The organism is Streptomyces sp. NBC_00094 (genome assembly GCF_026343125.1).
Taxonomy (GTDB): Bacteria; Actinomycetota; Actinomycetes; order Streptomycetales; family Streptomycetaceae; genus Streptomyces.
This window is the reverse complement of sequence record NZ_JAPEMB010000001.1, coordinates 2,620,430-2,644,177: the sequence shown is the minus strand read 5'-3', so window position 1 is coordinate 2,644,177 and position 23,748 is coordinate 2,620,430. Positions and strand designations below refer to the sequence as shown.

The following is a 23,748-nucleotide window of genomic DNA, read 5'->3' as shown; positions in this document are numbered from 1 at the left end:
AGCGACGTTTCGGCGAAGCCGCCGACACTTAGGCCACCCTAAATAACAACGCGAGCGGGGTGGTACCCGGGCCCGGTCTATGGGCCCATAAGGCGAACTTATGACTTCCATAAGTGAAGGTGTCGGGGTCAGAAACCCCCGGCGCCGAGAAGGCTGGCGACGACGATCGCGATCACCCCGGCGGCGAAGCACAGGCCGGTGCCGATACTGGCCACCCCCAGGATGCCGTCGAAGGACAACCAGGGGTGCTTCCTGAGGGCCGTCACGCGCCCCGGGTCCTGTGGATCGTAGGCGACGTCGATGGTCCACGCGGCGGCGGTCGACGTCACGGTGCGGCTGAGTCCGGTGGGGTCCATGTAGGCGAACTGGTTCGGTTCGCCCGGGATCCGCTCGGCGACGGTCGTGACGCCGTGCCTGCGGAGGTGCCCCTCCCGGTAGGGGCCGTACGCCGGCACCGAGCCGCCCGCCAGGAAGCCCACCGCCATGAATCCGAACGGGATGATCAGGATGATGGCGCCCGCGTGCCCCGTGGCGACCATGAGCACGCACAGGGCGACGACCGCGAGGGTGGCGTAGAGCGTCCCTCGCTTGAGCGCGCGCAGGGCCTTCGCGGCGTGCGGGTCGCCGCCCAGGCGGTCGCCCCCGATGTACTTCGAGCCGTCGTCCACCTTGCCCTCTGTCGGAAGGGCCGCGTTCACGGCGTCGGCGAACACCACGGCGGCGGCCTCGTCCACACCCTCGAACCGCTGGACGGACGGGGTGGACCCGGCCGGGGCGGTCAGCTCGACGGCGACGACCCGCCCCTCGGCGCGGACGTGCTCGATGGCCCTCAGGGGGATGTGCATCTCCTCGCGGGCGCGGCGCAGGATCAGGGTCTGCCCCTCGGCCCGGAGGAAGGTTCCCTCGGGCCCCTGGAGGGCGGGTATGGGCGAAGTGATCGACATGGGCGTGATCGTAGGGGCGGGGTGGCGGACGGTGAAGGGGTTTACGGGGTCTTGCGGGGTCTTACGGGGTGGCCTGGGCGCTCGCGAGGGCGGCCAGGTCCGCGTGGCGGACGACCGAGCCCGCGGCGCCCCAGGACCCCTCGGGCTGCTCGTGCACGAGGACCCAGACCCGGGCGGCGTCGCGCGCGGAGAGTCCGGCGGCGTCGAGGACGACCGCCGTCACGTCGGCGACCAGACCGGTCTTGTCGCGCGCGGGCGGCGGCCCCTGCGGCACGGTGACCTCCACGAGGAAGCGGGGCTCGTCGTCCTCGGACGTCCCCTGCGCGCCCTCGGGCAGCTCGATCAGATAGCTCCACGAGAGGCCACGGAAGAAGGGCGTGTCGGGGAACTCCTCCCAGCGCAGTACGGCGGCGGCGAGGTCCCGCCGGACGCGGGAGCGGCCCTCCTCGGTCAGGGAGCCGGTCGGGACGGTCAGTCGGATCATCGGCACGGAGGTTCTCCTCGTTCAGGTTATGACGAGCGTTATAAGTCGCCGCCACGTTAGGCTATGACGGCCGTTATAGCCAGTGATGCCGGAGTGAGTGCGAGGAGAACCGCGTCGTGACCGAGCCCAACCCGCAGGCGCAGGCACGCGAACGGATCGTGGCCGGCGCGGCCGACATGATCCGCCGCCGAGGCCTGAGCGCCACCAGCATCCGCGAGACGGCCAAGCACGCGAAGGCGCCGCTCGGCTCGACGTACCACTACTTCCCCGGCGGCAAGCAGCAGCTCTCCACCGAGGCCGTCCGGTACGCCGGTGACGTCATCGCCCGCAGCCTGCGCAAGGAACTGGAGGCGGGCCCGGTCCCCGGCCTGCGCGCCCTGCTCGACCTCTGGCGCCGGACGGTCGTCGGCACCGACTTCCACGCGGGCTGCACGGTCCTCGCCGTCGCCATCGAGGAACCCCCGGTCGCCGAGGTCCCACCCGTCCTCGCGGCGGCGGCCGAGGTCTTCGAGCAGTGGGAGGAGCTGCTCGCCGCCTCGCTGCGGGCGCACGGCGTCGAGCGCGGGCGGGCGGACGAGATCGCGACGCTCGTCGTCGCGTCCGTCGAGGGGACGGTGGCGATGTGCCGCGCCAAGCGCTCCACCGAGCCGCTGGACCGCGTCGCGCGGCAGCTGGAGGCGGTGGTCGCCGGGGCGGTCAGTCCGGGGGAGCGGTGACGGCGAGCAGGCCGATGCCGTGGAGCCCGCCGCACGCGGCACGGCAGCCGACGCGCGCCCTGAGCGCCGTCACGCGGCGAACGCCGCGGTCATGACGTACGCGACGCCGAAGAGCCCGCCCCCGCCCAGGGCCACGCCGAACAGCGCCAGGCCGGCCAGCCCGATCCGTTCGCGGCGCGTGGCGACGGTGGTGGCGCGGTGGGGAGCGCGCGGCAGGTAGCTCAGCTCGATCCACTGCCCGCCCGAGCCGTTGTACGTGTGCTCGGCGCCCGTGGTGTCCGCGTACCGGTACACCCGGCTCCTGGCGTCGTAGTGCGAGAACTCCGCCATCACCGTGATCCCGTGCTTCGGGTAGGCCCGCTGTGCGTAGAGCCCGTGGCCGATCACCCCGGCGATCCCGGCCCCGAGGAGCGCGAAGGGCACGGGGAAGAGGACCGTCACGGCGTACCCCCAGCCGCCCGCCACTCCCGCCGTCACGCACAGCGCGACGGCCACGGCGAGGACGCAGAGGCCGACCACCCCGACCGTGCCGATCCGGCGCCGGGCCGGGGCGGGGGTGGGCGGCGTGAGGTGGGTGGTGACGAGCGTGGAGCCGTCGACCGCGTCCTCGGTCCGCTCGGGGAGCGCGGCGTTCACGGCATCCGCGAAGGCGGTGGCGGCGGCCTCGCTCACGTCCTCGACGCGGTACGAGGCCGGCTCGACGCCCGTCGGGGCGGTCAGCTCGATCATGGCGACCCGCCCCTCGGCGCGGACGTGCGCGATCGCCCCCAGGGGTATGCGGTGGTCCTCACCCGGGCGACCGAGGGACACGGCCCCTCCCTCCCCCTCGAAGCGGAGGACGGTGGAGCCGCTGCCGCGCAGGACGAGGGAAGGGGAGGCGGTCATCCGGCGATACCGGCGACGAAGACGGACCAGGCGGCGGCGGGCACGATCAGGGCGGGGCCGGCGGGGTTCTTGCTGTCCCGGACGGGCACGACACCGGGGACGTCGTCGAGGACCTCGACGCAACTGCCGCCCTCGCCGTTGCTGTAACTGCTCTTGCGCCAGGCGGCGCCCGCGAAGTCGTACGAGACCTCGACGCAGTTGCCCCCGTCGCCGTCGCTGTAGGAGCTCTTGAACCACTGGGCGTTGCTCAGGTCGTACGCGCGCATCGTCTGTAGTCCTCCGCCGCCGACTCGATCAGGGCCAGGGACACCTCCGGCGACAGAGCGGCGGCCCTCAGCAGATCGTAGGTGGCCTGTGCCCGCTTCACCACTGCCGGATCATCCAGCAGGTTGCCCGAATACACCGCCTCTGTATAGGCGGTTGGGGGAGCGTCCTCGAACTCCATCAGCTTGAGAGGCTTGCCCATCTGAGGGTAGGCGCCCGCCGCGTAGGGCAGTACTTGGATCAGGGCTACGCGCGCGCGTGCCTGCACCATGAGGTGGTCCAGTTGCCCGGCCATGACGGCGGGTCCGCCCACCGGGATGCGTAACGCTGTTTCGTGGAGGATCGCCCAGTACATGGGCCTTGTGGCGTCCTTGAGGATCGCGGATCGGTCCAGCCGACCCTTGACTGTGTCTGCGACGTACTCGGCGGTGGCGAGCGGGTTGCTCGCGCGGACGACCGCCTCGGCGTACGCCGGCGTCTGGAGCAGGCCAGGGATGGCGGTGGACTCGAACTCGCAGATCCTCGTGGCGATGTCCTCCAGATCGGCAGCGGCCTGGAAATAGGAGGCGTACGGCGACTTGTTGATGAGTTTGCGTACCGTACGTTCGAAAATACCGCCGGTTTGTAGGACCTCGTCGATTCTCCGCGCCACATCCAGCTGTGGCTTTCGAATTCCCTGCTCGAACAGTCCGATGTATCCACCGGACACGAACACCCGTGCGCCGAGATCGCTCTGCGAGAGGCCGGCCGCCTCCCGGCGATCCTTGAGGAGCTCCCCGAAGAACTCCCACGTCTCGTCCTGCTTGCCCTTGGCCATGGATTAACTCCCCAACCCTACGCAGCAGTTGTACGGCCTGCGCGTCTGCCGATTCTACGGATCCCGCCCCACCCTGGAGAGGCGAAGCGGGAAATGGATTCAGAAAGGCATACGTTGGTGAAGGAAGACATCATGAAGACGACCACGGGGGCACTCGAAGCCGCACAAGAGGCAGTGACGGAATTGCGCGAGGCGCTGGCGAGGGCGGGAATCACACTCCCCTCGCTCGGGCTCGACGTCGTCACCCTCGCCGCCGATCCTCCGAGGCCGCTCGTCGAATTGGGATGCTGCACGGCGGAGACGGCTCGGCTCATCGCCGCCGCTCTGTCGCCAGGGGAGGAGAGCCGGTCATGACAGCACTGCCCATCGGGTCGTACGTCGTGGAGATCCGCACGGGGCGGGTCGGGAGAGTGATGGGCCACGAGGGGCCCTACGTCCAGATCCGGCCGCTCGGCGGCGGGCGGGAGTGGGACGTGGAGCCCGAGGACGTACGGGAGGCGACCTCGTCGGAGCGGCTGAGCGCCGCCACGGCGCACGTCAACGCGCGGAGCCGGGGCGAGGTGCCCTGAACCGCCCGGACGGGCCCTGCGGGGCCCGCCGCCTCCAGCCGTACCAGGCGGCACTGGCGAGTGCGTGCCAGGGGCGGGTCGGCACGCCCCCGCCGTACGGGAGAATGGGCCCATGAGTCTGTTCCGCGACGACGGCATCGTGCTGCGCACCCAGAAGCTGGGTGAAGCGGACCGCATCATCACGCTCCTCACGCGCGGTCACGGGCGCGTACGCGCTGTCGCGCGCGGGGTGCGCAGGACGAAGTCGAAGTTCGGGGCGCGGCTCGAACCGTTCTCGCACGTGGACGTGCAGTTCTTCGCCCGGGGGAGTGAGCTGGTCGGACGCGGGCTGCCGCTCTGCACGCAGAGCGAGACGATCTCCGCGTACGGCGGCGGGATCGTCACCGACTACGCCCGGTACACCGCCGGCACGGCCATGCTGGAGACAGCGGAGCGGTTCACCGACCACGAGGGTGAGCCCGCCGTGCAGCAGTACCTGCTGCTGGTGGGTGGCCTGCGGACGCTCGCCAGGGGCGAGCACGCGCCCCACCTCATCCTGGACGCCTTCCTCCTCCGCTCGCTCGCCGTGAACGGCTACGCGCCCAGCTTCGACGACTGCGCGAAATGCGGACTCCACGGGCCGAACCGGTTCTTTTCGGTCGGCGCGGGCGGGGTCATATGCGGCGACTGCCGGGTGCCCGGAAGCGTCGTACCCTCTGCGGAGGCCATCGGCCTGCTCAGCGCGCTGCTCACCGGCGACTGGGCGACGGCGGACGCGTGCGAGCCGCGTCACGTCAGGGAGGGCAGCGGACTCGTGTCCGCCTATCTGCACTGGCACCTGGAGCGCGGCCTGCGCTCCCTGCGGTACGTAGAGAAAAGCTAGGAGAGACCACGCCATGGCCATCGCACGACTGCTCGGGCGCCAGCGCCGGGAGTACAGGACCCCCGAGCCGCACCCCTCCGGTGCCCGCCCGCCGAAGCTCCAGTCCGACTTCGTCCCGGAGCACGTCGCGATCGTCATGGACGGCAACGGCCGCTGGGCCAAGGAGCGCGGTCTGCCGCGCACCGAGGGGCACAAGGTCGGCGCCGAGCAGGTCCTCGACGTGCTCCAGGGCGCGATCGAGATGGGCGTCGGGTCGATCTCGCTCTACGCCTTCTCCACCGAGAACTGGAAGCGGTCGCCCGAAGAGGTGCGCTTCCTGATGAACTTCAACCGCGACTTCATCCGCAAGACCCGCGACCAGCTCGACGAGCTCGGCATCCGGGTGCGGTGGGTCGGCCGGATGCCCAAGCTGTGGAAGTCGGTGGCCAAGGAGCTCCAGGTCGCGCAGGAGCAGACCAAGGACAACACCAAGCTCACGCTCTACTTCTGCATGAACTACGGCGGTCGCGCGGAGCTCACGGACGCGGCGCAGGCGCTGGCCGAGGACGTGAAGGCGGGCCGGCTCGACCCGGCGAAGATCACCGAGAAGACGATCCAGAAGTACCTGTACTACGCGGACATGCCGGACGTGGACCTCTTCCTGCGGCCCAGCGGTGAGCAGCGCACCTCCAACTACCTGATCTGGCAGAGCGCCTACGCGGAGATGGTCTTCCAGGACGTGCTGTGGCCGGACTTCGACCGCCGCGACCTGTGGCGCGCGTGCGTCGAATACGCTTCGCGCGACCGCCGCTTCGGCGGCGTCGACCCGGCCGACATGGCCGTCCTCGACAAGGCCTGACCGGACCCCGGGGGAATGTTCGTGGAGACGAGCGAGCGGATCGAGCTGGTCTACCCGGCGGTCTTCGCGGACGTGCGCGAGGCCGTACGGATACGGATGCGGGCCCTCCTGTGGTGGCGGCTGCTGCGGTGGGCGGCGTGGGGAGCGTTCGTCCTCACCCTCCTCGCCTCCGGTGTGGCCCTGCTGCCGCCCACGCCGGATCCGGGCGCGGTGGTCAAGCTGGTGGCGCTCGGCCTGGTGGCCGTGGTCGCCGCCGAGCTGGCGCCCTGGCTGACGGCCCGCGCCTTCTTCCAGGCGGTCAGGTCCCAGGGCGAGGCCACGGCCGTCGTCGACGAGGACGGAGCGCGCTGGACCTCCCGGGACACCGAGATGGCGTTCCGGTGGGCGCTGATGCCCCGGTACGTGGAGACGCCCCGGCTCTTCGTCCTGCTCACCGCCGAGAAGTCCGGCAGCGGTTTCGCCTACCTGCCGAAGCGGGGCCTGGCGGGGCCCGGCGAGGAGGACCGGCTGCGGGCGGTCCTGGACCGGAACATCAGCAAGGTCTGAGACGGACACGACGACGGGCCGGACGACGGGCCGGACGACGGGCCGGACGACGGACACGACGAAGGGGCCCGCACCGGAAACGTCCGGTGCGGGCCCCTTCGTCTGTCAGGTCAGGTCACTTCTGCGCGCACTCCGCGCACGTGCCGAAGATCTCGACGGTGTGCGCCACGTTCACGAAGCCGTGCTCCGAGGCGATCGTCTCGGCCCACTGCTCCACCATCGGGCCCTCCACCTCCACGGCCTTGCCGCAGACGCGGCAGACCAGGTGGTGGTGGTGGTCGCCGGTCGAGCAGCGCCGGTAGACGGTCTCGCCCTCGCTGGTGCGCAGCGCGTCGACCTCGCCCGCGTCCGCGAGGGACTGGAGCGTGCGGTAGACGGTGGTGAGGCCTACGGAGTCGCCGCGGTGCTTGAGCATGTCGTGCAGCTCCTGGGCGCTGCGGAACTCGTCCACCTCGTTCAGCGCCGCCGACACGGCGGCCCGCTGCTTGGTCGAGCGGCCTCGTACGGGGGGTCCTGCCGTCACCACGGGGGCCTCCTTGAATGCTTGTCTGCCCCCGCCATTCTGCCAGTCCCCCATGACCCTGCGGTCAGAGCCGGATCAGACCTTCACGTCGTCCGTCGGACGCGGGGTCGGCGGACGCGGTACGCCGCAGCCCTCCGCGCTCTCCGCGCCCGCCTCGGTCGCCCGCGCCCGCCGTTTGGCGAGCGGGGTGGCGAGGAGGGTCAGGAGGACGAAGACCCCGATCGCGTACAGGACGATCGTCGCGCCGGGCGGCACGTCCTGGTAGTACGAGGTGACCGTGCCCGCCAGGGTGACCGTGATGCCGGTCGCCACCGCGAGGACGAAGGTCGTGCGGAACGACTTCGACAGCTGCTGGGCCGCCGCGACCGGCACCACCATGAGCGCGCTGACCAGCAGCAGGCCCACGACCCGCATGGCGACCGTGACGGTCACCGCGGCCGTGACCGCGATCAGCAGGTTCAGGGCGCGCACCGGCAGGCCGGTGACCCGGGCGAACTCCTCGTCCTGGCTGACCGCGAAGAGCTGGCGGCGCAGACCGACCGTGACCAGGATGACGAAGGCGGCCAGGATCGCGATCGCGGTGATGTCCTCGGGCGCGACCGTGGAGAGCGAGCCGAAGAGGTACGAGCTGAGGTTGGCGTTGGAGCCGGTCGGCGAGAGGTTGATCAGCAGGACGCCGCCGGCCATGCCGCCGTAGAAGAGCAGGGCGAGCGCGAGGTCGCCGCGGGTCTTCCCGTACGCCCGGATCAGTTCCATCGCGACCGAGCCGACGACGGCGACGAGGGTCGCCATCCAGACCGGGCTGGAGTTCAGCAGGAAGCCGAGGCCGACACCGGTCATGGCGACGTGGCCGATGCCGTCGCCCATGAGCGCCTGGCGGCGCTGGACGAGGTAGATGCCGACGGCGGGCGCGGTGATGCCGACGAGCACGGCCGCGAGGAGCGCCCGCTGCATGAAGGGGAGCGTGAGGAGTTCCATGTCAGGTCAGCTTCCTCAGGTCAGCAGACCCGTACGGAGCGGCTCACCGGCCGCGTGCGGATGGACGTGGTCGTGGCCGGGGAGCGCGTGCTGGCCGACGGCCTCGGGCGGCGGGCCGTCGTGGACGACGCAGCCGTCGCGCAGGACGACGGCCCGGTCGATCAGCGGCTCCAGCGGGCCCAGCTCGTGCAGGACGAGGAGGACGGAGGTGCCGCCTGCGACCTGCTCGCGCAGGGTCGCGGCGAGGATCTCCTGGCTCGCCAGGTCCACGCCGGCCATCGGCTCGTCCATGATCAGCAGCTCGGGCGCGGAGGCGAGCGCGCGGGCGATCAGGACGCGCTGGTGCTGGCCGCCGGAGAGCGCCGAGACGGAGTCCTTGGCGCGGTCGGCGAGGCCGACGAGGTCGATGGCCGCGTCGACGGCGGCCTTGTCGGCCTTCGTCAGCCAGCCGAAGCGGCGGCGGGAGAGCCGGCCGGAGGAGACGACCTCGCGGATGGTGGCGGGGACGCCGCTCGCGGCGGTGGTGCGCTGCGGTACGTAGCCGACACGGGCCCAGTCGCGGAACCGCTTCTGCTCCGTACCGAACAGCTCGATCCGGCCGCCGGTCAGCGGCACCTGGCCGATGACGGAGCGGACGGCGGTGGACTTGCCGGAGCCGTTGGCGCCGAGCAGCGCGACGACCTCACCGCGGTGGACGGTGAGGTCGACGCCCCGGAGGACGGGCCGGGCGCCGAGGGTCGCGGTGGCTCCGCGGACGGAGATGACGGGTTCCTGTGCCGGCGCTGCCATGGCTCGTGCCTCCTGCTGTGCTGCTGTGGTCACTTGGCGCCGAGGGCCTTCTTCAGCGCGGCGAGGTTGGACTGCATGACCTCGATGTAGTCATCGCCCTGGGACTTGTCCGTGATTCCCTCCAGCGGGTCGAGCACGTCGGTCTTGAGACCGGTGTCGCCGGCGAGGGTCTTGGCGGTCTTGTCGCTCGCGAGGGTCTCGAAGAAGACGGTGGAGACCTTGTCCTTCGCCGCGATGTCCTGGAGTTCCTTGATGCGGGCGGGGCTCGGCTCGGACTCGGGGTCGATGCCGGTGATGCCCTCCTGCTCCAGGCCGTAGCGCTCGGCGAGGTAGCCGAAGGCGGAGTGGGTGGTGATGAAGGTCCTGGTGGTGGTGTTCTTCAGGCCCGTCTCGAACTCGGTGTTCAGGGCGCCGAGCTTCGTCACCAGGGCGTCGGTGTTCTTCTTGTAGTCGGCGGCGTTGGCCGGGTCGGCCTTCTCCAGGGCGGTGCCGACGCCCTTCGCGACCTCGGCGTACTTCACGGGGTCGAGCCAGATGTGCGGGTCGGTGCCGGCCTCGGACTCGTGGCCCTCGTGGCCGGCTTCCTCCGCCGCGTGCTCCTCGCCCTCGTGCGCGTGACCGACCTCGTCGCCGTGGGCTTCGAGCGTCGTGAGGGTGGCGGCGTCGACGGTGTTCTCGACGCCGGCCTGGGCGATGGCGTCGTCGACGGCGGGCTGGATGCCCTTGAGGTAGAGGATGACGTCGGCCTCGCCGAGCTCGCCGATCTGCTTCGGCTTGAGCTCCAGGTCGTGGGGTTCGACGCCGGGCTTGGTGAGCGTGTTGACGGCGACGTGGCCGCCGCCTATCTGCTCGGCCAGGTACTGCATGGGATAGAACGACGCGACGACGTCCAGCTTGCCGCTGCTCCCCTTGTCGGCGGCGTCCGAGGTGCCGCAGGCGGAGAGGGAGACGAGACCGAGCGTGACGGCTCCGGCGAGGGCGGTGGTGGGTATCAGGCGTCGTACGTTCATGACACTCATTTTCAACAAAACTGGAAACGATTGTCAATTGTCGTATGTGTGGCCCGGCCCACGTGCCCGCTCGCGCCTCGGCGCGCGTACCGCTCGCGGGGGCGGTCCCTAACCGATTTGATGCGGGGGGTACGGGCGCCGGTAACCTGTGGCATTCGCACTTCGTCGTCGTAATGAAGAGAGCACCGTGGCCGCCGAGAAGATCGACACCATCGTCAGCCTGAGCAAGCGCCGTGGCTTCGTCTACCCGTGCAGTGAGATCTACGGCGGCCAGCGTGCCGCCTGGGACTACGGACCGCTGGGTGTCGAGCTCAAGGAGAACCTCAAGCGCCAGTGGTGGCGTTACATGGTCACCTCGCGCGAGGACGTCGTCGGTATCGACTCGTCGGTCATCCTGGCCACCGAGGTCTGGGAGGCCTCCGGCCACGTCGCCACCTTCACCGACCCGCTGACCGAGTGCACCTCCTGCCACAAGCGCTTCCGCGCGGACCACCTGGAGGAGGCGTACGAGGCGAAGCACGGCCGTCTCCCCGAGAACGGCTTCGCCGACCTCAACTGCCCCAACTGCGGCAACAAGGGCACCTTCACCGAGCCCAAGCAGTTCTCCGGCCTGCTCTCCACGCACCTCGGCCCGACGCAGGACACCGGCTCCGTCGCGTACCTGCGCCCCGAGACCGCGCAGGGCATCTTCACCAACTTCGGTCAGGTGCAGCAGACCTCGCGCAAGAAGCCGCCGTTCGGCATCGCGCAGATGGGCAAGTCCTTCCGGAACGAGATCACTCCGGGCAACTTCATCTTCCGCACGCGCGAGTTCGAGCAGATGGAGATGGAGTTCTTCGTCAAGCCGGGCGAGGACGAGCAGTGGCAGGAGTACTGGATGCAGCAGCGCTGGAACTGGTACACCGGCCTGGGTCTCCGTGAGGAGAACATGCGCTGGTTCGAGCACCCGCAGGAGAAGCTCTCCCACTACTCGAAGCGCACCGCCGACATCGAGTACCGCTTCTCCTTCGGCGGCAACGAGTGGGGCGAGCTGGAAGGCGTCGCCAACCGCACCGACTACGACCTGAACGCGCACTCGAAGGCCTCCGGCGCCAACCTGACGTACCTGGACCAGGAGTCCGGCGAGCGTTACACGCCGTTCGTCATCGAGCCCGCCGCCGGTGTCGGCCGCGCGATGCTGGCCTTCCTGCTCGACGCGTACAACGAGGACGAGGCCCCCAACGCCAAGGGCGTCATGGAGAAGCGCGTCGTGCTGCGCCTCGACCCGCGCCTGGCCCCGGTCAAGGTCGCCGTCCTGCCGCTGTCGCGCAACCCGCAGCTCTCGCCGAAGGCCAAGGGCCTCGCGGCGGACCTGCGTCAGAACTGGAACATCGAGTTCGACGACGCCGGCGCCATCGGCCGCCGCTACCGTCGCCAGGACGAGATCGGCACCCCGTTCTGCGTGACCGTCGACTTCGACACCCTCGACGACAACGCGGTGACCGTGCGCGAGCGCGACACCATGAAGCAGGAGCGCGTCTCGCTCGACCAGATCCAGGGCTACCTCGGCAGCCGTCTGCTCGGCTGCTGAACTCTCTGATCGCGTACGGCGAAGCCCCCGGTTCCGGAACTCGGAACCGGGGGCTTTCCCGTACGTGCGTGAGGTCTTCGCTCGGTCAGGCCCGTAGTGCTCCGCCCTTCAGGGTGGAGGTAAAGCGCATCCTTGGCCCGGAGGCGCGAAGTGCCGGAGTTCGCCGCACCTCCGGGCCTGCACTCTCAGACCGGGCGTTGCTGGTTCTCGATGTACTGGCGGACGGCGGTCAGCGGTGCCCCGCCGCACGATCCGGCGAAGTAGGAGCCGGACCAGAAGTGCCCGCCCCACAGGTGTCGGCGGACGTGGGTGTCGTACTCCTGTCGGAGGTAGCGGGAGCTGACGCCCTTGAGCGAGTTGACCAGTTTGGAGAGCTGCACCTTGGGCGGGTAGTGCACGAGCAGGTGCACGTGGTCCTCTTCGCCGTTGAACTGCTTCAGCTCGGCCTCGAAGTCCGAGCACACCTCCCGCATGATCTCCTCGGTGCGGGTCAGCATGGCGTCGGTGAACGCCCTCCGCCGGTACTTGGTGACAAAAACCAAATGGACGTGGAGATGGTGCTCGACGTGACGGCCGGTGCGTACATCGGGGTTCGGGTTCCATCGAGGTGACATAAACCAAATGATATAGTGCTCGCGTGAGCAGTGAACTGGTGTGGGAGAAGCGGCAGTTCGGGCATCGCGCCCGACTGGCGCTGACGCCTGCGCAGGTCCGGCTCATGGATGATCAGGCGCACGTGGCGCGGGCGATGTGGAATCAGCTCCACGACCTGTGGCGGATGACGCCGAAGTGTCAGCGTTCGCTGTCCCGCCTGGACCAGACGTTGCGGCAGGCCCGCAAGGAGATCGACTGGTATGCGGCCCTTCCCGCGCAGGCCGCGCAGGCTGTCCTCAAGACGTACATGCAGGCGTGGAAGAACTGCTGGGACGGCCGGGCGGACGAGCCGACGTTCAAGGCCCGTATCCGGTCGGTGATGTCCGTGGACATCCCGCAGGGCCGTGACCTCCAGATCAAGCGGGTGCACCGCCGGTGGGGCATGGTCAACGTCCCCAAGGTCGGGCGCGTCCGATTCCGCTGGACGAAGGACCTGCCCGTCGGCAAGGCGGCACACAAGGACAACCGGATCACCGGGGCCCGGCTCGTCAAAGACGCACTCGGCTGGCACATCGCCTTCCGTGTCCAGACCCTTGAGCTCAAGCCCGAACCGCACACCGGCGGCGAGGTCGGTATCGACGCCGGGGTGAACCTGCCCCTGGCCCTGTCTGACGGCAACCACCAGGACCACGGACGCCCGCCCCGGCTCCCGGACGGCAGCGCCGACCGGGACAAGTGGCTGAACCCGGACGAGAAGGCCAAGCTCATTCGTCTGGAGCGGAGGGCCGCGCACCGCAAGAGTTTCCGCAAGCCGAGAGAGCGCGGCTCGAAGCGACTGCACGCCACCTACGACCAGATCAAGCAGCTCCGCGCAAGAGCCACGCGCCGCGCCGTTGACTGGCAGCACCGGACCACCACCGCCATCGCTAAGCAGTACAGCACGGTCGTGGTGGAACAGCTCCACATCACGAACATGGTCAAGTCCGCCAAGGGCACCCTTGAGGAACCCGGGAAGAACGTCGCGCAGAAGTCCGGCCTGAACCGTTCCATCAGCCAAGAGGCATGGGGACGCACGGTGACACTGCTGACGTACAAGACCGCCCGCCACGGCGGCACCCTGGTCAAGGTTCCCGCCCCGAACACCTCCCTGCGCTGCTCCGCCTGCGGGTTCATCACCCCCGGCAGCCGGGAGGACCAGGCCACGTTCCTGTGCAAGAACCCGGACTGTGGATGGGAAGGCAACGCCGACCACAACGCATCGAGGAACGTCTTGCACCTGTACCGGATGGGCCACGCGCTCATCCCGGCTGCCGGAAGGGCAGTCGCAAGGCGCACTCGTGGCGTCAAGCCCGCCACCGCAAGGTAGGTAGGAATCTCCCCCGCTTACGGGGGAGAGCACTTCAAGAGTGAGCGCCCAGCCCCGGCTGATCGAGCACGCCCACCGCCCACCTCATTGACGGGAGAACCCCATGGCCAAGCACAACAACCTCCTCGGCGTCGGCGGACAGCGAAAGAAGCTGTCCCGCACCGACCAGCACGGCGCCGTCCAGGGCGGCGCCGCCGCCCGCCGCACCGCCGACGAGCAGAAGCAGGAACTCCTCCGGAAGATGCGCGAGCGCGCGCAGGGATCCGAGAGCACCGAGAGCGCCGAGGCCACCGACACCGGTGCGGCCGGCCAGGAGTAGCACGCACCGCACGACCGAAGGGCCCGGGGCGTTCGCCGCCCCGGGCCCTTCGTCCTGCGCCCCCCCGGTCAGCCCACCGTCCTCGGCAGCCGCAGCGCGAGCACCGCCGTGACGAGCGCCATCGCCAGCTGGATCAGGAGCGTCACCGTCAGGGCCGTAGCCGTCGAGCCCGAGGCGGAGAGGCTCAGGAAGAGCGTGCCGAGCGTGGCGACGCCCAGGGTCAGCGCCGTCTGCTGGGTCGTCACCATGACCCCGCCGCCCACGCCCGCGCGCTCCGGCGGCACCTCGGAGAGCACCACCCGGAAGAGCACCGGGAGCTGGAGGCCCTGCCCGAGGCCCGCGAGCGCCATGCCGGGGAGCAGACTCCCCACCGACAGGTCCGGCCAGGAGCGCCAGGCCGTCAGGGCGAGCAGCCCGAGACCGAGGGCCTGGACCAGGGCGCCCACCGGAACCACCCGGGTACCCCACCGGCGTACGAGCCGGGGACCCGCGAGGGAGGCCCCGAAGAAGGCCACCGCCATCGGGACGAGCGCGAGGCCCGAGGCCACCGCGCCCAGCCCCAGGCCCTGCTGGAGCGCCACCGCGATCACGAACATGAAGGCGCCGAAGCCACCCGACAGCGGCAGGACGAGGGCCAGCCCGCGCCGCAGCGGGACCAGGTCGAACAGGCTCGGCGGGACCAGCGGGATGTCGCCCCGGCGGTCGGCCCGCCGCTCCACCCACCAGAAGGCGCCCGCCGCGAACGGGAACACCGCGAGCGAGACCCAGGTCCACAGCGGCCAGCCGGCCGCCCGGCCCTCCGTCAGCGGGGCGAGCAGGGTGAGCAGCGCCACCGCGAGCAGCAGGGTGCCCGGCACGTCCACCGGGGCCGGCCGGTCCGACCGGGTCTCCGGCACGGTACGGAGGGCGAGGACCAGGCCCGCGACCGCCACCGGCACGTTCACCAGGAACACCGCCCGCCAGCCGGAGCCCGCGAGGTCGGCGGCGACGAGGACGCCGCCCAGGATCTGGCCGGTCACCATCGACAGGCCGGCGGTCGCCCCGTACAGGCTCAGCGCCTTCGCCCTGCGCGCTCCCGTCGTCGAGGCGTGGATGGTCGCGAGCACCTGCGGCAGCATCAGCGCCGCCGCCGCGCCCTGGGCCACCCGGGCCACGACGAGGGTCCAGGCGTCCGGCGCGAGCCCGCAGGCCAGCGAGGTCAGACCGAAGGCGGCCATCCCGGCGAGGAAGAGGCGGCGGCGTCCGAAGAGGTCGCCGAGACGCCCGCCGAGGACGAGGAGGACGGCGTACGACAGGCCGTACCCGGCCACGACCAGTTCGAGGAGCGACGGCCCGGCCGCCAGGTCCCGGTCGATGGACGGCAGGGCGACGTTGACGATGAAGAAGTCGATCAGCGGCAGCGCGGCGCCGAGGAGGACGGTGAACAGGCCCGCGGAGCCGAGCGTCCTGGGGCCGTGGGCGGTGGCCGGCGCACCGGACCGGGGAGGGGTGAGGTCGGAGTCGAAGTCACGCGGTCGACGATCCGCCCGTGCCCAGCCTGGTACCAGAGTCTCCTTATCCGGGTACAAGGAGTACCTGGCAACGGGCTGACCGGCCCGGCACCCTGGGAGCGTGACGACCATGACGACGACCGGGACGGCTGCGGTGCCGGCGCCCACGACCCGGCGGCACGAGCTCGCCGCCTTCCTGCGCAGCCGGCGCGAGCGCATCACCCCCGAACAGGTCGGCCTCCCGCGAGGCAGGCGCCGCCGCACCCCCGGTCTGCGCCGCGAGGAGGTCGCGCACCTCTCCGCCGTCGGCGTCACCTGGTACACCTGGGTCGAACAGGCCCGGGACATCCAGGTCTCCCCGCAGGTCCTCGACGCCCTCGCCGACGCCCTGCTCCTCGACCCGACCGAGCGGAGCCACCTCTTCGCCCTCGCCGGGCGGCCCGACCCGCGCCCCGGGGCGCCCTCGCCGGCCGTCACCCCCGCGCTGCGGCAGATGCTCGACCAGCTGGAACCGCTGCCCGCCGCCGTCCAGAACAGCCGGTTCGACTTCCTCGCCCACAACCGGACCTTCGGGCGGCTCTTCTGCGACCTGGACGCGCTGCCCCGAGAGGACCGCAACTCCCTCTGGCTGGCCTTCACCAACGACGACTTCCGGGCCGCCGCCACCGATCTGCCGGACCTCCTCCCCATCCTCGCGGGGAAGCTCCGCGCCGCCATGGCCGAGCACCTGGCGGAGCCCGCCTGGAAGGCGCTCGTCCAGCGGCTGGAGAAGGCCTCGCCCGAGTTCCGGGTGATCTGGGCCCGGCACGACGTGGTCGCCCCGGGCGGGCGGACCAAGGTCATCCACAACGCCCACGTCGGCGTGCTCAGGTTCGAGCACACCAACCTCTGGCTCGGACCGACGTCAGGGCCGTGCCTCGTGACGTACGTCCCCGTGGACGAGAAGTCCCGGGCGGGCGTCGAGCGGCTCCTCGCCCTCGTGATCGACGGGGCCGCGAGCGTGTGAGCTCCGGCATGTGCGGATAGTACGGCTAACTAATGACCGCCGGAGTGCGCGACAATGGCTCAATGACCGCGTTCACCCCCCTCGCCATCGGGCCGCACATCGTGCAGCCGCCGGTGGTGCTCGCCCCGATGGCCGGCATCACCAACGCCCCCTTCCGTACCCTCTGCCGCGAGTACAGCGGCGGCAAGGGGCTGTTCGTGAGCGAGATGATCACGACGCGCGCCCTGGTCGAGCGCAACGAGAAGACGATGCAGCTCATCCGGTTCGACGAGACCGAGAGGCCGCGCTCGATCCAGCTGTACGGGGTGGACCCCGTGACGGTCGGCAAGGCCGTGCGGATGATCGTCGACGAGGACCTCGCCGACCACATCGACCTGAACTTCGGCTGCCCGGTCCCCAAGGTGACCCGGAAGGGCGGCGGCTCGGCCCTGCCCTACAAGCGGCCGCTGCTGCGCGCGATCCTCAACGAGGCCGTGGGCAACGCGGGCGACCTGCCGGTCACGATGAAGATGCGCAAGGGCATCGACGACGACCACATCACGTACCTGGACGCGGGCCGGATCGCGGTCGAGGAGGGCGTCACGGCGATCGCCCTGCACGGGCGGACGGCGGCCCAGCACTACGGCGGTACGGCGGACTGGGACGCGATCGCGCGCCTCAAGGAGCACGTGCCCGAGATCCCGGTCCTCGGCAACGGCGACATCTGGTCGGCCGACGACGCCCTGCGGATGATGCGCGAGACGGGCTGCGACGGCGTGGTCGTCGGGCGCGGCTGCCTGGGCCGTCCGTGGCTCTTCGGCGACCTGGTGGCGGGCTTCGAGGGCACGGGTACGTACGCCCAGCCGGGGCTGCGCGAGGTCGCGGACGCGATGGTGCGGCACGCACGGCTGCTCGGCGAGTGGATCGGCGACGAGGCACGCGGTGTCATCGACTTCCGCAAGCATGTGGCCTGGTACCTGAAGGGCTTCTCGGTCGGTTCCGAGATGCGCAAGAAGCTCGCCATCACCTCGTCCCTGGACGAGCTCCGCGCTCAGTTGAGCGAGCTCGACCTGGATCAGCCGTGGCCGGTGGGCGCGGACGGCCCTCGGGGCCGTACGTCCGGAAACAACCGAGTTGTCCTGCCGGACGGCTGGTTGAAGGACCCGTACGACTGTGCCGGGGTGAGTGAGGACGCCGAGCTGGACACGTCCGGCGGGTGAGATGCGGAGCAGAATCAGCCTTTCCTGAGGAGTGATCCTCGCCACCCCTGAGGGGGGTAGCGCTCACATGAGCAGGTTACGGGCGGCTGCACAGCCTGAAAGGGTGGCACTGGGTGCCACCCTTTTTGCGTTCAAGACTTGAACGCAAGTGGTCGGATGGCCGCTCACGTGAGCGCCGAAGCTCTCTTTTGGGTCATCTGAGCTTCGGGGCCTGAAAGCGGAAGCTACCTGTCAGTTACTTTCGATGTGCTGGCGGACGGGTGGTTAAGACCATGTGACCGCTAGGCGTACCTCCACAGAAGCCTTCGATCTGGGTATGTTCCTCGCCGTCAGGGCAGCCAACCGAGTCATCGAGGAGTCGGGACCCGTGTCGGAAAATAATGATCAGAAGTTCGTGTACGACTTCACCGAGGGCAACAGGGACCTGAAGGACCTGCTCGGTGGCAAGGGCGCGAACCTGGCCGAGATGACCAACCTCGGTCTTCCGGTCCCTCCCGGCTTCACGATCACCACCGAGGCCTGCAAGGTCTACCTCGAGAGCGGCTCCGAGCCCGTCGAGCTCCGCGACGAGGTGAGTGCTCACCTCGACGCCCTTGAGCAGCAGATGGGCAAGAAGCTCGGCCAGGCCGACGACCCGCTGCTCGTCTCCGTCCGCTCCGGAGCCAAGTTCTCCATGCCGGGCATGATGGACACGGTCCTCAACATCGGCCTCTCCGACGAGTCCGTCGCCGGACTCGCCCGCCAGGCCGACAACGAGCGCTTCGCGTGGGACTCGTACCGCCGTCTCATCCAGATGTTCGGCAAGACCGTCCTCGGCGTCGAGGGCGAGCTCTTCGAGGAGGCCCTCGACGAGGCCAAGGCCGCGAAGAAGGTCGCCAGCGACACCGACCTGGACGCCGCCGACCTCAAGAAGGTCGTCAAGCACTTCAAGAAGATCGTGAAGACCGAGACCGGTCGCGACTTCCCCCAGGACCCGCGTGAGCAGATGGACCTCGCGATCGAGGCCGTCTTCAACTCCTGGAACACCGACCGCGCGAAGCTGTACCGCCGCCAGGAGCGCATCCCGGGCGACCTCGGCACCGCCGTCAACGTCTGCTCGATGGTCTTCGGCAACCTCGGCCCGGACTCCGGCACCGGCGTCGCGTTCACCCGCGACCCCGCCTCCGGCCACGCCGGCGTCTACGGCGACTACCTGCAGAACGCGCAGGGCGAGGACGTCGTCGCCGGTATCCGCAACACCGTGCCGCTGGCCGACCTCGAGTCGATCGACAAGACGTCGTACGACCAGCTCATGCACATCATGAGCACGCTGGAGACCCACTACAAGGATCTCTGCGACATCGAGTTCACCATCGAGCGCGGCCAGCTCTGGATGCTCCAGACCCGCGTCGGCAAGCGCACCGCCGGTGCCGCCTTCCGCATCGCCACGCAGCTCGTGGACCAGGGCCTGATCGACGAGGCCGAGGCGCTCCAGCGCGTCACCGGCGCCCAGCTCGCGCAGCTCATGTTCCCGAAGTTCGACGAGAACGCGAAGGTCGAGCAGATCGGGCGCGGCATCGCCGCCTCCCCGGGTGCCGCCGTCGGCAAGGCCGTCTTCGACTCGTACACCGCGGTCAAGTGGTCCCGCTCCGGCGAGAAGGTCATCCTGATCCGCCGCGAGACCAACCCGGACGACCTGGACGGCATGATCGCCGCCGAGGGCATCCTCACCTCCCGCGGTGGCAAGACCTCGCACGCCGCCGTCGTCGCCCGCGGCATGGGCAAGACCTGTGTCTGCGGTGCCGAGGAGCTCGAGGTCGACACCAAGCGCCGCCGGATGACCACCTCCGACGGCCAGGTCGTCGAGGAGGGTGACGTCGTCTCCATCGACGGCTCCACCGGCAAGGTGTACCTCGGTGAGGTACCCGTCGTACCGTCCCCGGTCGTCGAGTACTTCGAGGGCCGGATGCACGCCGGCGCCGACGACGCCGACGAGCTCGTCGCCGCCGTCCACCGCGTCATGGCCTACGCGGACCGCGTCCGCCGGCTGCGCGTCCGCGCCAACGCCGACAACGCCGAGGACGCGCTGCGCGCCCGTCGCTTCGGCGCCCAGGGCATCGGCCTCTGCCGCACCGAGCACATGTTCCTCGGCGAGCGCCGTCAGTTCGTCGAGCGGCTGATCCTGGCCGACACGGACGTCGAGCGCGAGCAGGCCCTGGAGGCCCTGCTGCCGCTGCAGAAGCAGGACTTCATCGAGCTCTTCGAGGCCATGGACGGGCTGCCCGTCACGGTCCGGCTGCTCGACCCGCCGCTGCACGAGTTCCTGCCGGACATCACCGAGCTGTCGGTGCGCGTCGCCCTCGCCGAGTCCCGCAAGGAGCCGCACGAGAACGACCTGCGCCTCCTCCAGGCCGTGCACCGGCTGCACGAGCAGAACCCGATGCTGGGTCTGCGCGGTGTCCGCCTCGGTCTGGTCATCCCCGGCCTGTTCACCATGCAGGTCCGGGCGATCGCCGAGGCCGCGGCCCAGCGCATCGACGCCAAGGGCGACCCGCGCGTCGAGATCATGATCCCGCTCGTCGGCACCGTCCAGGAGCTGGAGATCGTCCGCGAGGAGGCCGAGCAGGTCATCGCGGAGGTCAGGGCGCAGACGGGCGTGGAGCTGAAGCTCGCGCTCGGCACCATGATCGAGCTGCCGCGCGCCGCCGTGACCGCCGGTCAGATCGCCGAGGCCGCGGAGTTCTTCTCCTTCGGCACGAACGACCTGACGCAGACGGTCTGGGGCTTCTCCCGCGACGACGTGGAGGCCTCGTTCTTCACCGCGTACCTGGAGAAGGGCATCTTCGGCGTCAGCCCCTTCGAGACCATCGACAAGGACGGTGTCGGCGCGCTCGTGCGCAGCGCCGTCCAGGCCGGCCGCGCCACCCGCCCCGACATCAAGCTCGGTGTCTGCGGCGAGCACGGCGGCGACCCGGAGTCGGTGCACTTCTTCCACGAGGTCGGCCTCGACTACGTCTCCTGCTCGCCCTTCCGGATCCCGGTGGCGCGCCTGGAGGCCGGCCGTGCCGCGGCCGAGTCCAAGGGCAGCGACAGCCGCTGAGTCCTGCTGAACCGGGGGTCAGGAGCGGCGGTCGGGCCCTCCTGAACCCCGGTTCAGCAGCAGTACCGAGCGCTGCTGAACCCCCGTTCAGCAGCGGAAACCGCGGAACCACCGGGGCCGCCGTCGGTCACTTTCGACCCTCACCGACGGGCGGCGGCTCCGGGCACCAAAGAGAGACGGGGCGGACACCTTTGTGCGGAGGTGTCCGCCCCGTCGCATTTCACCCGAACGCGGCCGCTCGTTTCGCTTGATCGTCGATCAGATGTGAGTTTGTGTTCAATTACGGCCGGTTGAATTATTGGCCGTTGAACTTTTCTGTTTTCCCCGGTGCGGGAAAACGGTTCGGGCGCGACCTCCGGATCCCCACCCGGAGGTCGCGCCCTTTACCGATGTCGGGCAGGTGAGCCGCAACCTCGCCGACCGCCGCCGGACGCGCAAAGCCCCCCACGGTCTTCGCCACGTCACCTCGGTCCTGAAGGTTTCCTGTCCGACCCGCACAGCTTTTCGTTTCAGCCCCGATTGCCGCGATGCTTTTCAACTGTGGCTGAAACACCCTGGTAACGTGCTGTGATGCTGTGCATACTCGATGTCGGGGGTGGTTGCGAGTGCACAGGTGGGGACGTCATGCTGCGGATTCATTTCACCGGAAACGACTTGGCGGGGGTGCGGACCGCCGCCCGACCGGATGTTCTGTGGGAAACGATTCTCAGCTTTCACCGTTTAAGGGACCGGCGCGGATCCGTCGTCTTCCGGGAATGGCGCTCCGACGCCCGGATGCGGCTCGGCGGTGAGACCCGCCTTCTCGCCGCCCTCGTGCCGAGTCGCGGGTACTTTCCCGACTTCCTGACGCCCGCCGAAGGCGTCCAGGGCCTGGAAGAGGGCCTTCAGGCGATCCGCGCGACCGAGCCCGGCCGGCTCCGGAGCGAGCTCTCACTCCTCGCCGCCGACCGCTCCGGTGGACGGACCGTGCCCCACTCGCTCCGTGCCCTCGCCGACGGCGGCGCGGAGCCCTTCGACCGGCTCGTGGGGGCCCTGCGCGGCTACCACCGGGCCACGATCGAGCCGTACTGGCCGCACATCCGGGCCCGCGTCGAGGCCGACAGGGCCCGCCGCGGCAGGGCCCTCCTCGACGGAGGCGCCGAGGAGCTGCTCGCCTCGCTGCCGCCGATGCTGCGCTGGCGCGCGCCCGTCCTGGAGGCCGACTACCCGGTCGACCGGGACGTCCACCTCGACGGGCGGGGGCTGCTGCTCCAGCCCTCGTACTTCTGCCGGGGGACGCCGGTGGTGCTGCGCGATCCCGCGCTGCCGCCGGTCCTCGTCTACCCCGTCACCCACGGCGAGGCGCCGACCGTCAGCGCGCCCGGCGGCTCCTCGCTCGCCAAGCTGGTCGGCCAGACCCGCTCGGCGGTGCTGCACGCCATCGGCGACGGCGGCACGACGAGCGAGCTCGCCCGCCGGGCCGGGGTCTCGCTGGCCTCCGCGAGCCAGCACGCGGGCGTGCTGCGGGAGGCCGGGCTCATCGCGACCCTCCGGCACGGCAACGCGGTCCTGCACACGCTGACGCCGTTGGGCGCCGCCCTGCTCGGCGGCGCCCAACGGAAGAAGGTGGATCTGCGCTGTTACGCGCGGAACGGGCCGGTCACCTCGTAGGTGATGCCGCCCGAGGAGCTGCCCGTCGTGCCGCGCTGGCTGGAGAAGTACAGCCGCGTGCCGTCGGGGGAGAAGGCCGGCCCGGTGATCTCGGAGGAGGACTGGCCGGTGATGCGGAGGAACGGGGCGACGATGTCGTCCGGGGTGATGACGCAGATCTCCATGTTGCCGCCGTCCTCGGAGACGAACAGGTCGCCGGAGGTCGTGCCGGTGACGTTGTCGACACCCGTCAGCGGGGCGCCGCCGCCGGAGACGAGCGAGTCGTCGTAGGCCAGCTCGTAGGTGCCGGCGGCGAGGTTGACCTGCCAGACGCGGTTGTCGCCCTTGGTGGTGAACCAGACGGTGTCGTCCGCGTAGTAGCAGCCCTCGCCGCCGTTGAAGCGCTTGGCGCCGGAGACCTGGTTGCGGGTGGTGGTCGGCGCGCCGTCCGGGTCCGGCACGTTCTGCCAGGTGAAGGTGCCGGAGGTGGCGGTGCCGGCCTTGAAGACCTGGAGCGTGCCGGAGGAGAGGTTGCCCCAGGTGGTCGGGACGAAGCGGTAGAAGCAGCCGTCCGACTCGTCCTCGGTCAGGTAGATCGCCTTGCGGACCGGGTCGGCGGCGGCGGCCTCGTGCTTGAACTTGCCCATCGCGTCACGGCGGTAGGCGGTGCCGCCCCACGGGTTCGACTCGTAGACGTAGCCGAGGGACACCTCCTCGCAGGAGAGCCAGGTGTTCCACGGGGTGGAGCCGCCCGCACAGTTCTGGCGGGTGCCGGAGAGGATCCGGTACGCGCCGGTGATCGTGCCGGCCGAGTTGAACTTGACCGCGCTCGCGCCGCCGCTGGGGTTGATCTCCGAGTTCGAGACGTAGATCCAGCCGGTGCCGTCGGCGAAGCAGGCGCCGCCGTCGGGGGCGTTGTGCCAGGTGTACGAGGTGCCGGTCACGGTCTGGCCGGACCTGGCGATCACCCGGCTGGTGAACCCGGCCGGCAGCTGGATGCCGTTGGCGTCCGCCGCGCCGAGGGCCCCGTACGGGCCCGCGCCGGGCTGGGCGGGCGCGGCGAAGGCCGCGCCGTGCCAGAGGCTGCCGCCGAAGGCGGCGGCCGAGGTGCCGATGACCGCTCCACGCAGGAAACTGCGTCGCTCCACGTCTCACTCCTGAAGAGGGTGATGAACCGCCCCGCCAGGCCGGTCGGCCGCGGGGTCGCGCGCTTCCGGAACTTACGAGTACGGAGTTGACGGTGCATCAACAAGCGGTGAAGGGGAAGAGGC

The 23,748-nt window shown here is 70.2% G+C and carries 25 protein-coding genes; 13 read left to right on the top strand and 12 right to left on the bottom strand.

Going from position 1 to position 23,748, the window contains the following annotated elements; translation table 11 throughout:
* Positions 1–128: 128 nt before the first annotated feature.
* Positions 129–944, bottom strand: coding sequence for a hypothetical protein (locus tag OG580_RS11380; RefSeq protein ID WP_267043540.1), 816 nt, complete (start codon positions 942–944; stop codon positions 129–131).
* A 61-nt stretch (positions 945–1,005) separates the two neighbouring features.
* Positions 1,006–1,434, bottom strand: coding sequence for a tautomerase family protein (locus OG580_RS11375; RefSeq protein WP_267043539.1), 429 nt, complete (start codon positions 1,432–1,434; stop codon positions 1,006–1,008).
* A 110-nt stretch (positions 1,435–1,544) separates the two neighbouring features.
* Between OG580_RS11375 and OG580_RS11370 the strand changes: the two genes are divergently transcribed.
* The gene (locus tag OG580_RS11370) at positions 1,545–2,144 is read left to right on the top strand and encodes a TetR/AcrR family transcriptional regulator (RefSeq protein ID WP_267043538.1); all 600 of its coding nucleotides are present in this window, start codon (positions 1,545–1,547) and stop codon (positions 2,142–2,144) included.
* A 69-nt stretch (positions 2,145–2,213) separates the two neighbouring features.
* Here the strand turns inward: OG580_RS11370 and OG580_RS11365 are convergent, their stop codons facing one another.
* The 3 genes from OG580_RS11365 to OG580_RS11355 are packed head-to-tail and all read right to left on the bottom strand — an operon-like array spanning position 2,214 to position 4,110.
* A complete protein-coding gene (locus OG580_RS11365) occupies positions 2,214–3,029 on the bottom strand; it encodes a hypothetical protein (RefSeq protein WP_267043537.1) in 816 nt (271 codons plus the stop codon).
* Positions 3,026–3,295, bottom strand: coding sequence for a DUF397 domain-containing protein (locus tag OG580_RS11360; protein WP_267043536.1), 270 nt, complete (start codon positions 3,293–3,295; stop codon positions 3,026–3,028). Before OG580_RS11360 ends, OG580_RS11365 begins: the two co-directional genes overlap by 4 nt.
* Positions 3,277–4,110, bottom strand: coding sequence for a helix-turn-helix transcriptional regulator (locus OG580_RS11355; RefSeq protein ID WP_267043535.1), 834 nt, complete (start codon positions 4,108–4,110; stop codon positions 3,277–3,279). The genes OG580_RS11360 and OG580_RS11355 overlap by 19 nt, the downstream gene beginning before the upstream one ends.
* A 132-nt stretch (positions 4,111–4,242) precedes the next feature.
* On the opposite strand from OG580_RS11355, the gene OG580_RS11350 reads away from it, so the two are divergent.
* The 5 genes from OG580_RS11350 (at position 4,243) to OG580_RS11330 (ending at position 6,925) form a co-directional block, all read left to right on the top strand.
* Complete coding sequence (locus tag OG580_RS11350) at positions 4,243–4,464, top strand: hypothetical protein (RefSeq protein WP_267043534.1); 222 nt, start codon at positions 4,243–4,245, stop codon at positions 4,462–4,464.
* On the top strand, positions 4,461–4,679 hold the full coding sequence (locus OG580_RS11345) for a hypothetical protein (RefSeq protein WP_267043533.1): 219 nt from the start codon (positions 4,461–4,463) through the stop codon (positions 4,677–4,679). The genes OG580_RS11350 and OG580_RS11345 overlap by 4 nt, the downstream gene beginning before the upstream one ends.
* Positions 4,680–4,791: 112 nt before the next feature.
* A complete protein-coding gene (recO, locus tag OG580_RS11340) occupies positions 4,792–5,541 on the top strand; it encodes a DNA repair protein RecO (protein WP_267043532.1) in 750 nt (249 codons plus the stop codon).
* Between the two features lie 13 nt (positions 5,542–5,554).
* Complete coding sequence (locus OG580_RS11335; protein ID WP_267043531.1) at positions 5,555–6,379, top strand: isoprenyl transferase; 825 nt, start codon at positions 5,555–5,557, stop codon at positions 6,377–6,379.
* A gap of 21 nt (positions 6,380–6,400) precedes the next feature.
* A complete protein-coding gene (locus tag OG580_RS11330; protein WP_267043530.1) occupies positions 6,401–6,925 on the top strand; it encodes a YcxB family protein in 525 nt (174 codons plus the stop codon).
* A gap of 115 nt (positions 6,926–7,040) precedes the next feature.
* Here the strand turns inward: OG580_RS11330 and OG580_RS11325 are convergent, their stop codons facing one another.
* The 4 genes from OG580_RS11325 to OG580_RS11310 form a co-directional block, all read right to left on the bottom strand.
* The gene (locus OG580_RS11325; protein WP_267043529.1) at positions 7,041–7,451 is read right to left on the bottom strand and encodes a Fur family transcriptional regulator; all 411 of its coding nucleotides are present in this window, start codon (positions 7,449–7,451) and stop codon (positions 7,041–7,043) included.
* A 72-nt stretch (positions 7,452–7,523) separates the two neighbouring features.
* Positions 7,524–8,426 carry a metal ABC transporter permease gene (locus OG580_RS11320; RefSeq protein ID WP_267043528.1) on the bottom strand — a complete coding sequence of 301 codons (903 nt, stop codon included), beginning with the start codon at positions 8,424–8,426 and terminating at the stop codon, positions 7,524–7,526.
* Between the two features lie 15 nt (positions 8,427–8,441).
* On the bottom strand, positions 8,442–9,215 hold the full coding sequence (locus OG580_RS11315; protein ID WP_267043527.1) for a metal ABC transporter ATP-binding protein: 774 nt from the start codon (positions 9,213–9,215) through the stop codon (positions 8,442–8,444).
* A gap of 29 nt (positions 9,216–9,244) precedes the next feature.
* Positions 9,245–10,225 (bottom strand): metal ABC transporter substrate-binding protein, encoded by a 981-nt coding sequence (locus tag OG580_RS11310; RefSeq protein WP_267043526.1) that lies wholly within the window; start codon positions 10,223–10,225, stop codon positions 9,245–9,247.
* Positions 10,226–10,412: 187 nt separating this feature from the next.
* Here OG580_RS11310 and OG580_RS11305 point away from each other — a divergent pair, with 187 nt between their 5' ends.
* A complete protein-coding gene (locus tag OG580_RS11305; protein ID WP_267043525.1) occupies positions 10,413–11,795 on the top strand; it encodes a glycine--tRNA ligase in 1,383 nt (460 codons plus the stop codon).
* A gap of 185 nt (positions 11,796–11,980) precedes the next feature.
* Here OG580_RS11305 and tnpA read toward each other — a convergent pair whose 3' ends face one another.
* On the bottom strand, positions 11,981–12,409 hold the full coding sequence (tnpA, locus tag OG580_RS11300; RefSeq protein ID WP_267043524.1) for an IS200/IS605 family transposase: 429 nt from the start codon (positions 12,407–12,409) through the stop codon (positions 11,981–11,983).
* Between the two features lie 23 nt (positions 12,410–12,432).
* Between tnpA and OG580_RS11295 the strand changes: the two genes are divergently transcribed.
* Together OG580_RS11295 and OG580_RS11290 are read left to right on the top strand one after the other, a co-directional pair.
* The gene (locus tag OG580_RS11295) at positions 12,433–13,755 is read left to right on the top strand and encodes a transposase (protein ID WP_267043523.1); all 1,323 of its coding nucleotides are present in this window, start codon (positions 12,433–12,435) and stop codon (positions 13,753–13,755) included.
* A 103-nt stretch (positions 13,756–13,858) separates the two neighbouring features.
* Entirely contained in the window at positions 13,859–14,074 is a 216-nt protein-coding gene (locus OG580_RS11290) for a DUF6243 family protein (RefSeq protein WP_267043522.1), read from the top strand.
* A 68-nt stretch (positions 14,075–14,142) separates the two neighbouring features.
* Here the strand turns inward: OG580_RS11290 and OG580_RS11285 are convergent, their stop codons facing one another.
* Entirely contained in the window at positions 14,143–15,501 is a 1,359-nt protein-coding gene (locus OG580_RS11285) for an MFS transporter (protein ID WP_267047972.1), read from the bottom strand.
* Positions 15,502–15,694: 193 nt separating this feature from the next.
* Here OG580_RS11285 and OG580_RS11280 point away from each other — a divergent pair, with 193 nt between their 5' ends.
* The 4 genes from OG580_RS11280 to OG580_RS11265 all read left to right on the top strand — a co-directional run bounded on the left by OG580_RS11280 (position 15,695) and on the right by OG580_RS11265 (position 22,498).
* Positions 15,695–16,570 (top strand): helix-turn-helix domain-containing protein, encoded by an 876-nt coding sequence (locus tag OG580_RS11280; protein WP_267047971.1) that lies wholly within the window; start codon positions 15,695–15,697, stop codon positions 16,568–16,570.
* 62 nt (positions 16,571–16,632) lie between these two features.
* Positions 16,633–17,769, top strand: coding sequence for a tRNA dihydrouridine synthase DusB (dusB, locus tag OG580_RS11275; protein ID WP_267043521.1), 1,137 nt, complete (start codon positions 16,633–16,635; stop codon positions 17,767–17,769).
* A 367-nt stretch (positions 17,770–18,136) separates the two neighbouring features.
* Positions 18,137–20,848 (top strand): pyruvate, phosphate dikinase, encoded by a 2,712-nt coding sequence (ppdK, locus tag OG580_RS11270; protein ID WP_267047970.1) that lies wholly within the window; start codon positions 18,137–18,139, stop codon positions 20,846–20,848.
* Between the two features lie 624 nt (positions 20,849–21,472).
* On the top strand, positions 21,473–22,498 hold the full coding sequence (locus OG580_RS11265) for a helix-turn-helix domain-containing protein (protein ID WP_267043520.1): 1,026 nt from the start codon (positions 21,473–21,475) through the stop codon (positions 22,496–22,498).
* On the opposite strand, the gene OG580_RS11260 is transcribed toward OG580_RS11265, so the two are convergent.
* Positions 22,468–23,625 (bottom strand): alkaline phosphatase PhoX, encoded by a 1,158-nt coding sequence (locus OG580_RS11260; protein WP_267043519.1) that lies wholly within the window; start codon positions 23,623–23,625, stop codon positions 22,468–22,470. The two genes, OG580_RS11265 and OG580_RS11260, sit on opposite strands and share 31 nt — an antisense overlap.
* Positions 23,626–23,748: the final 123 nt, after the last annotated feature.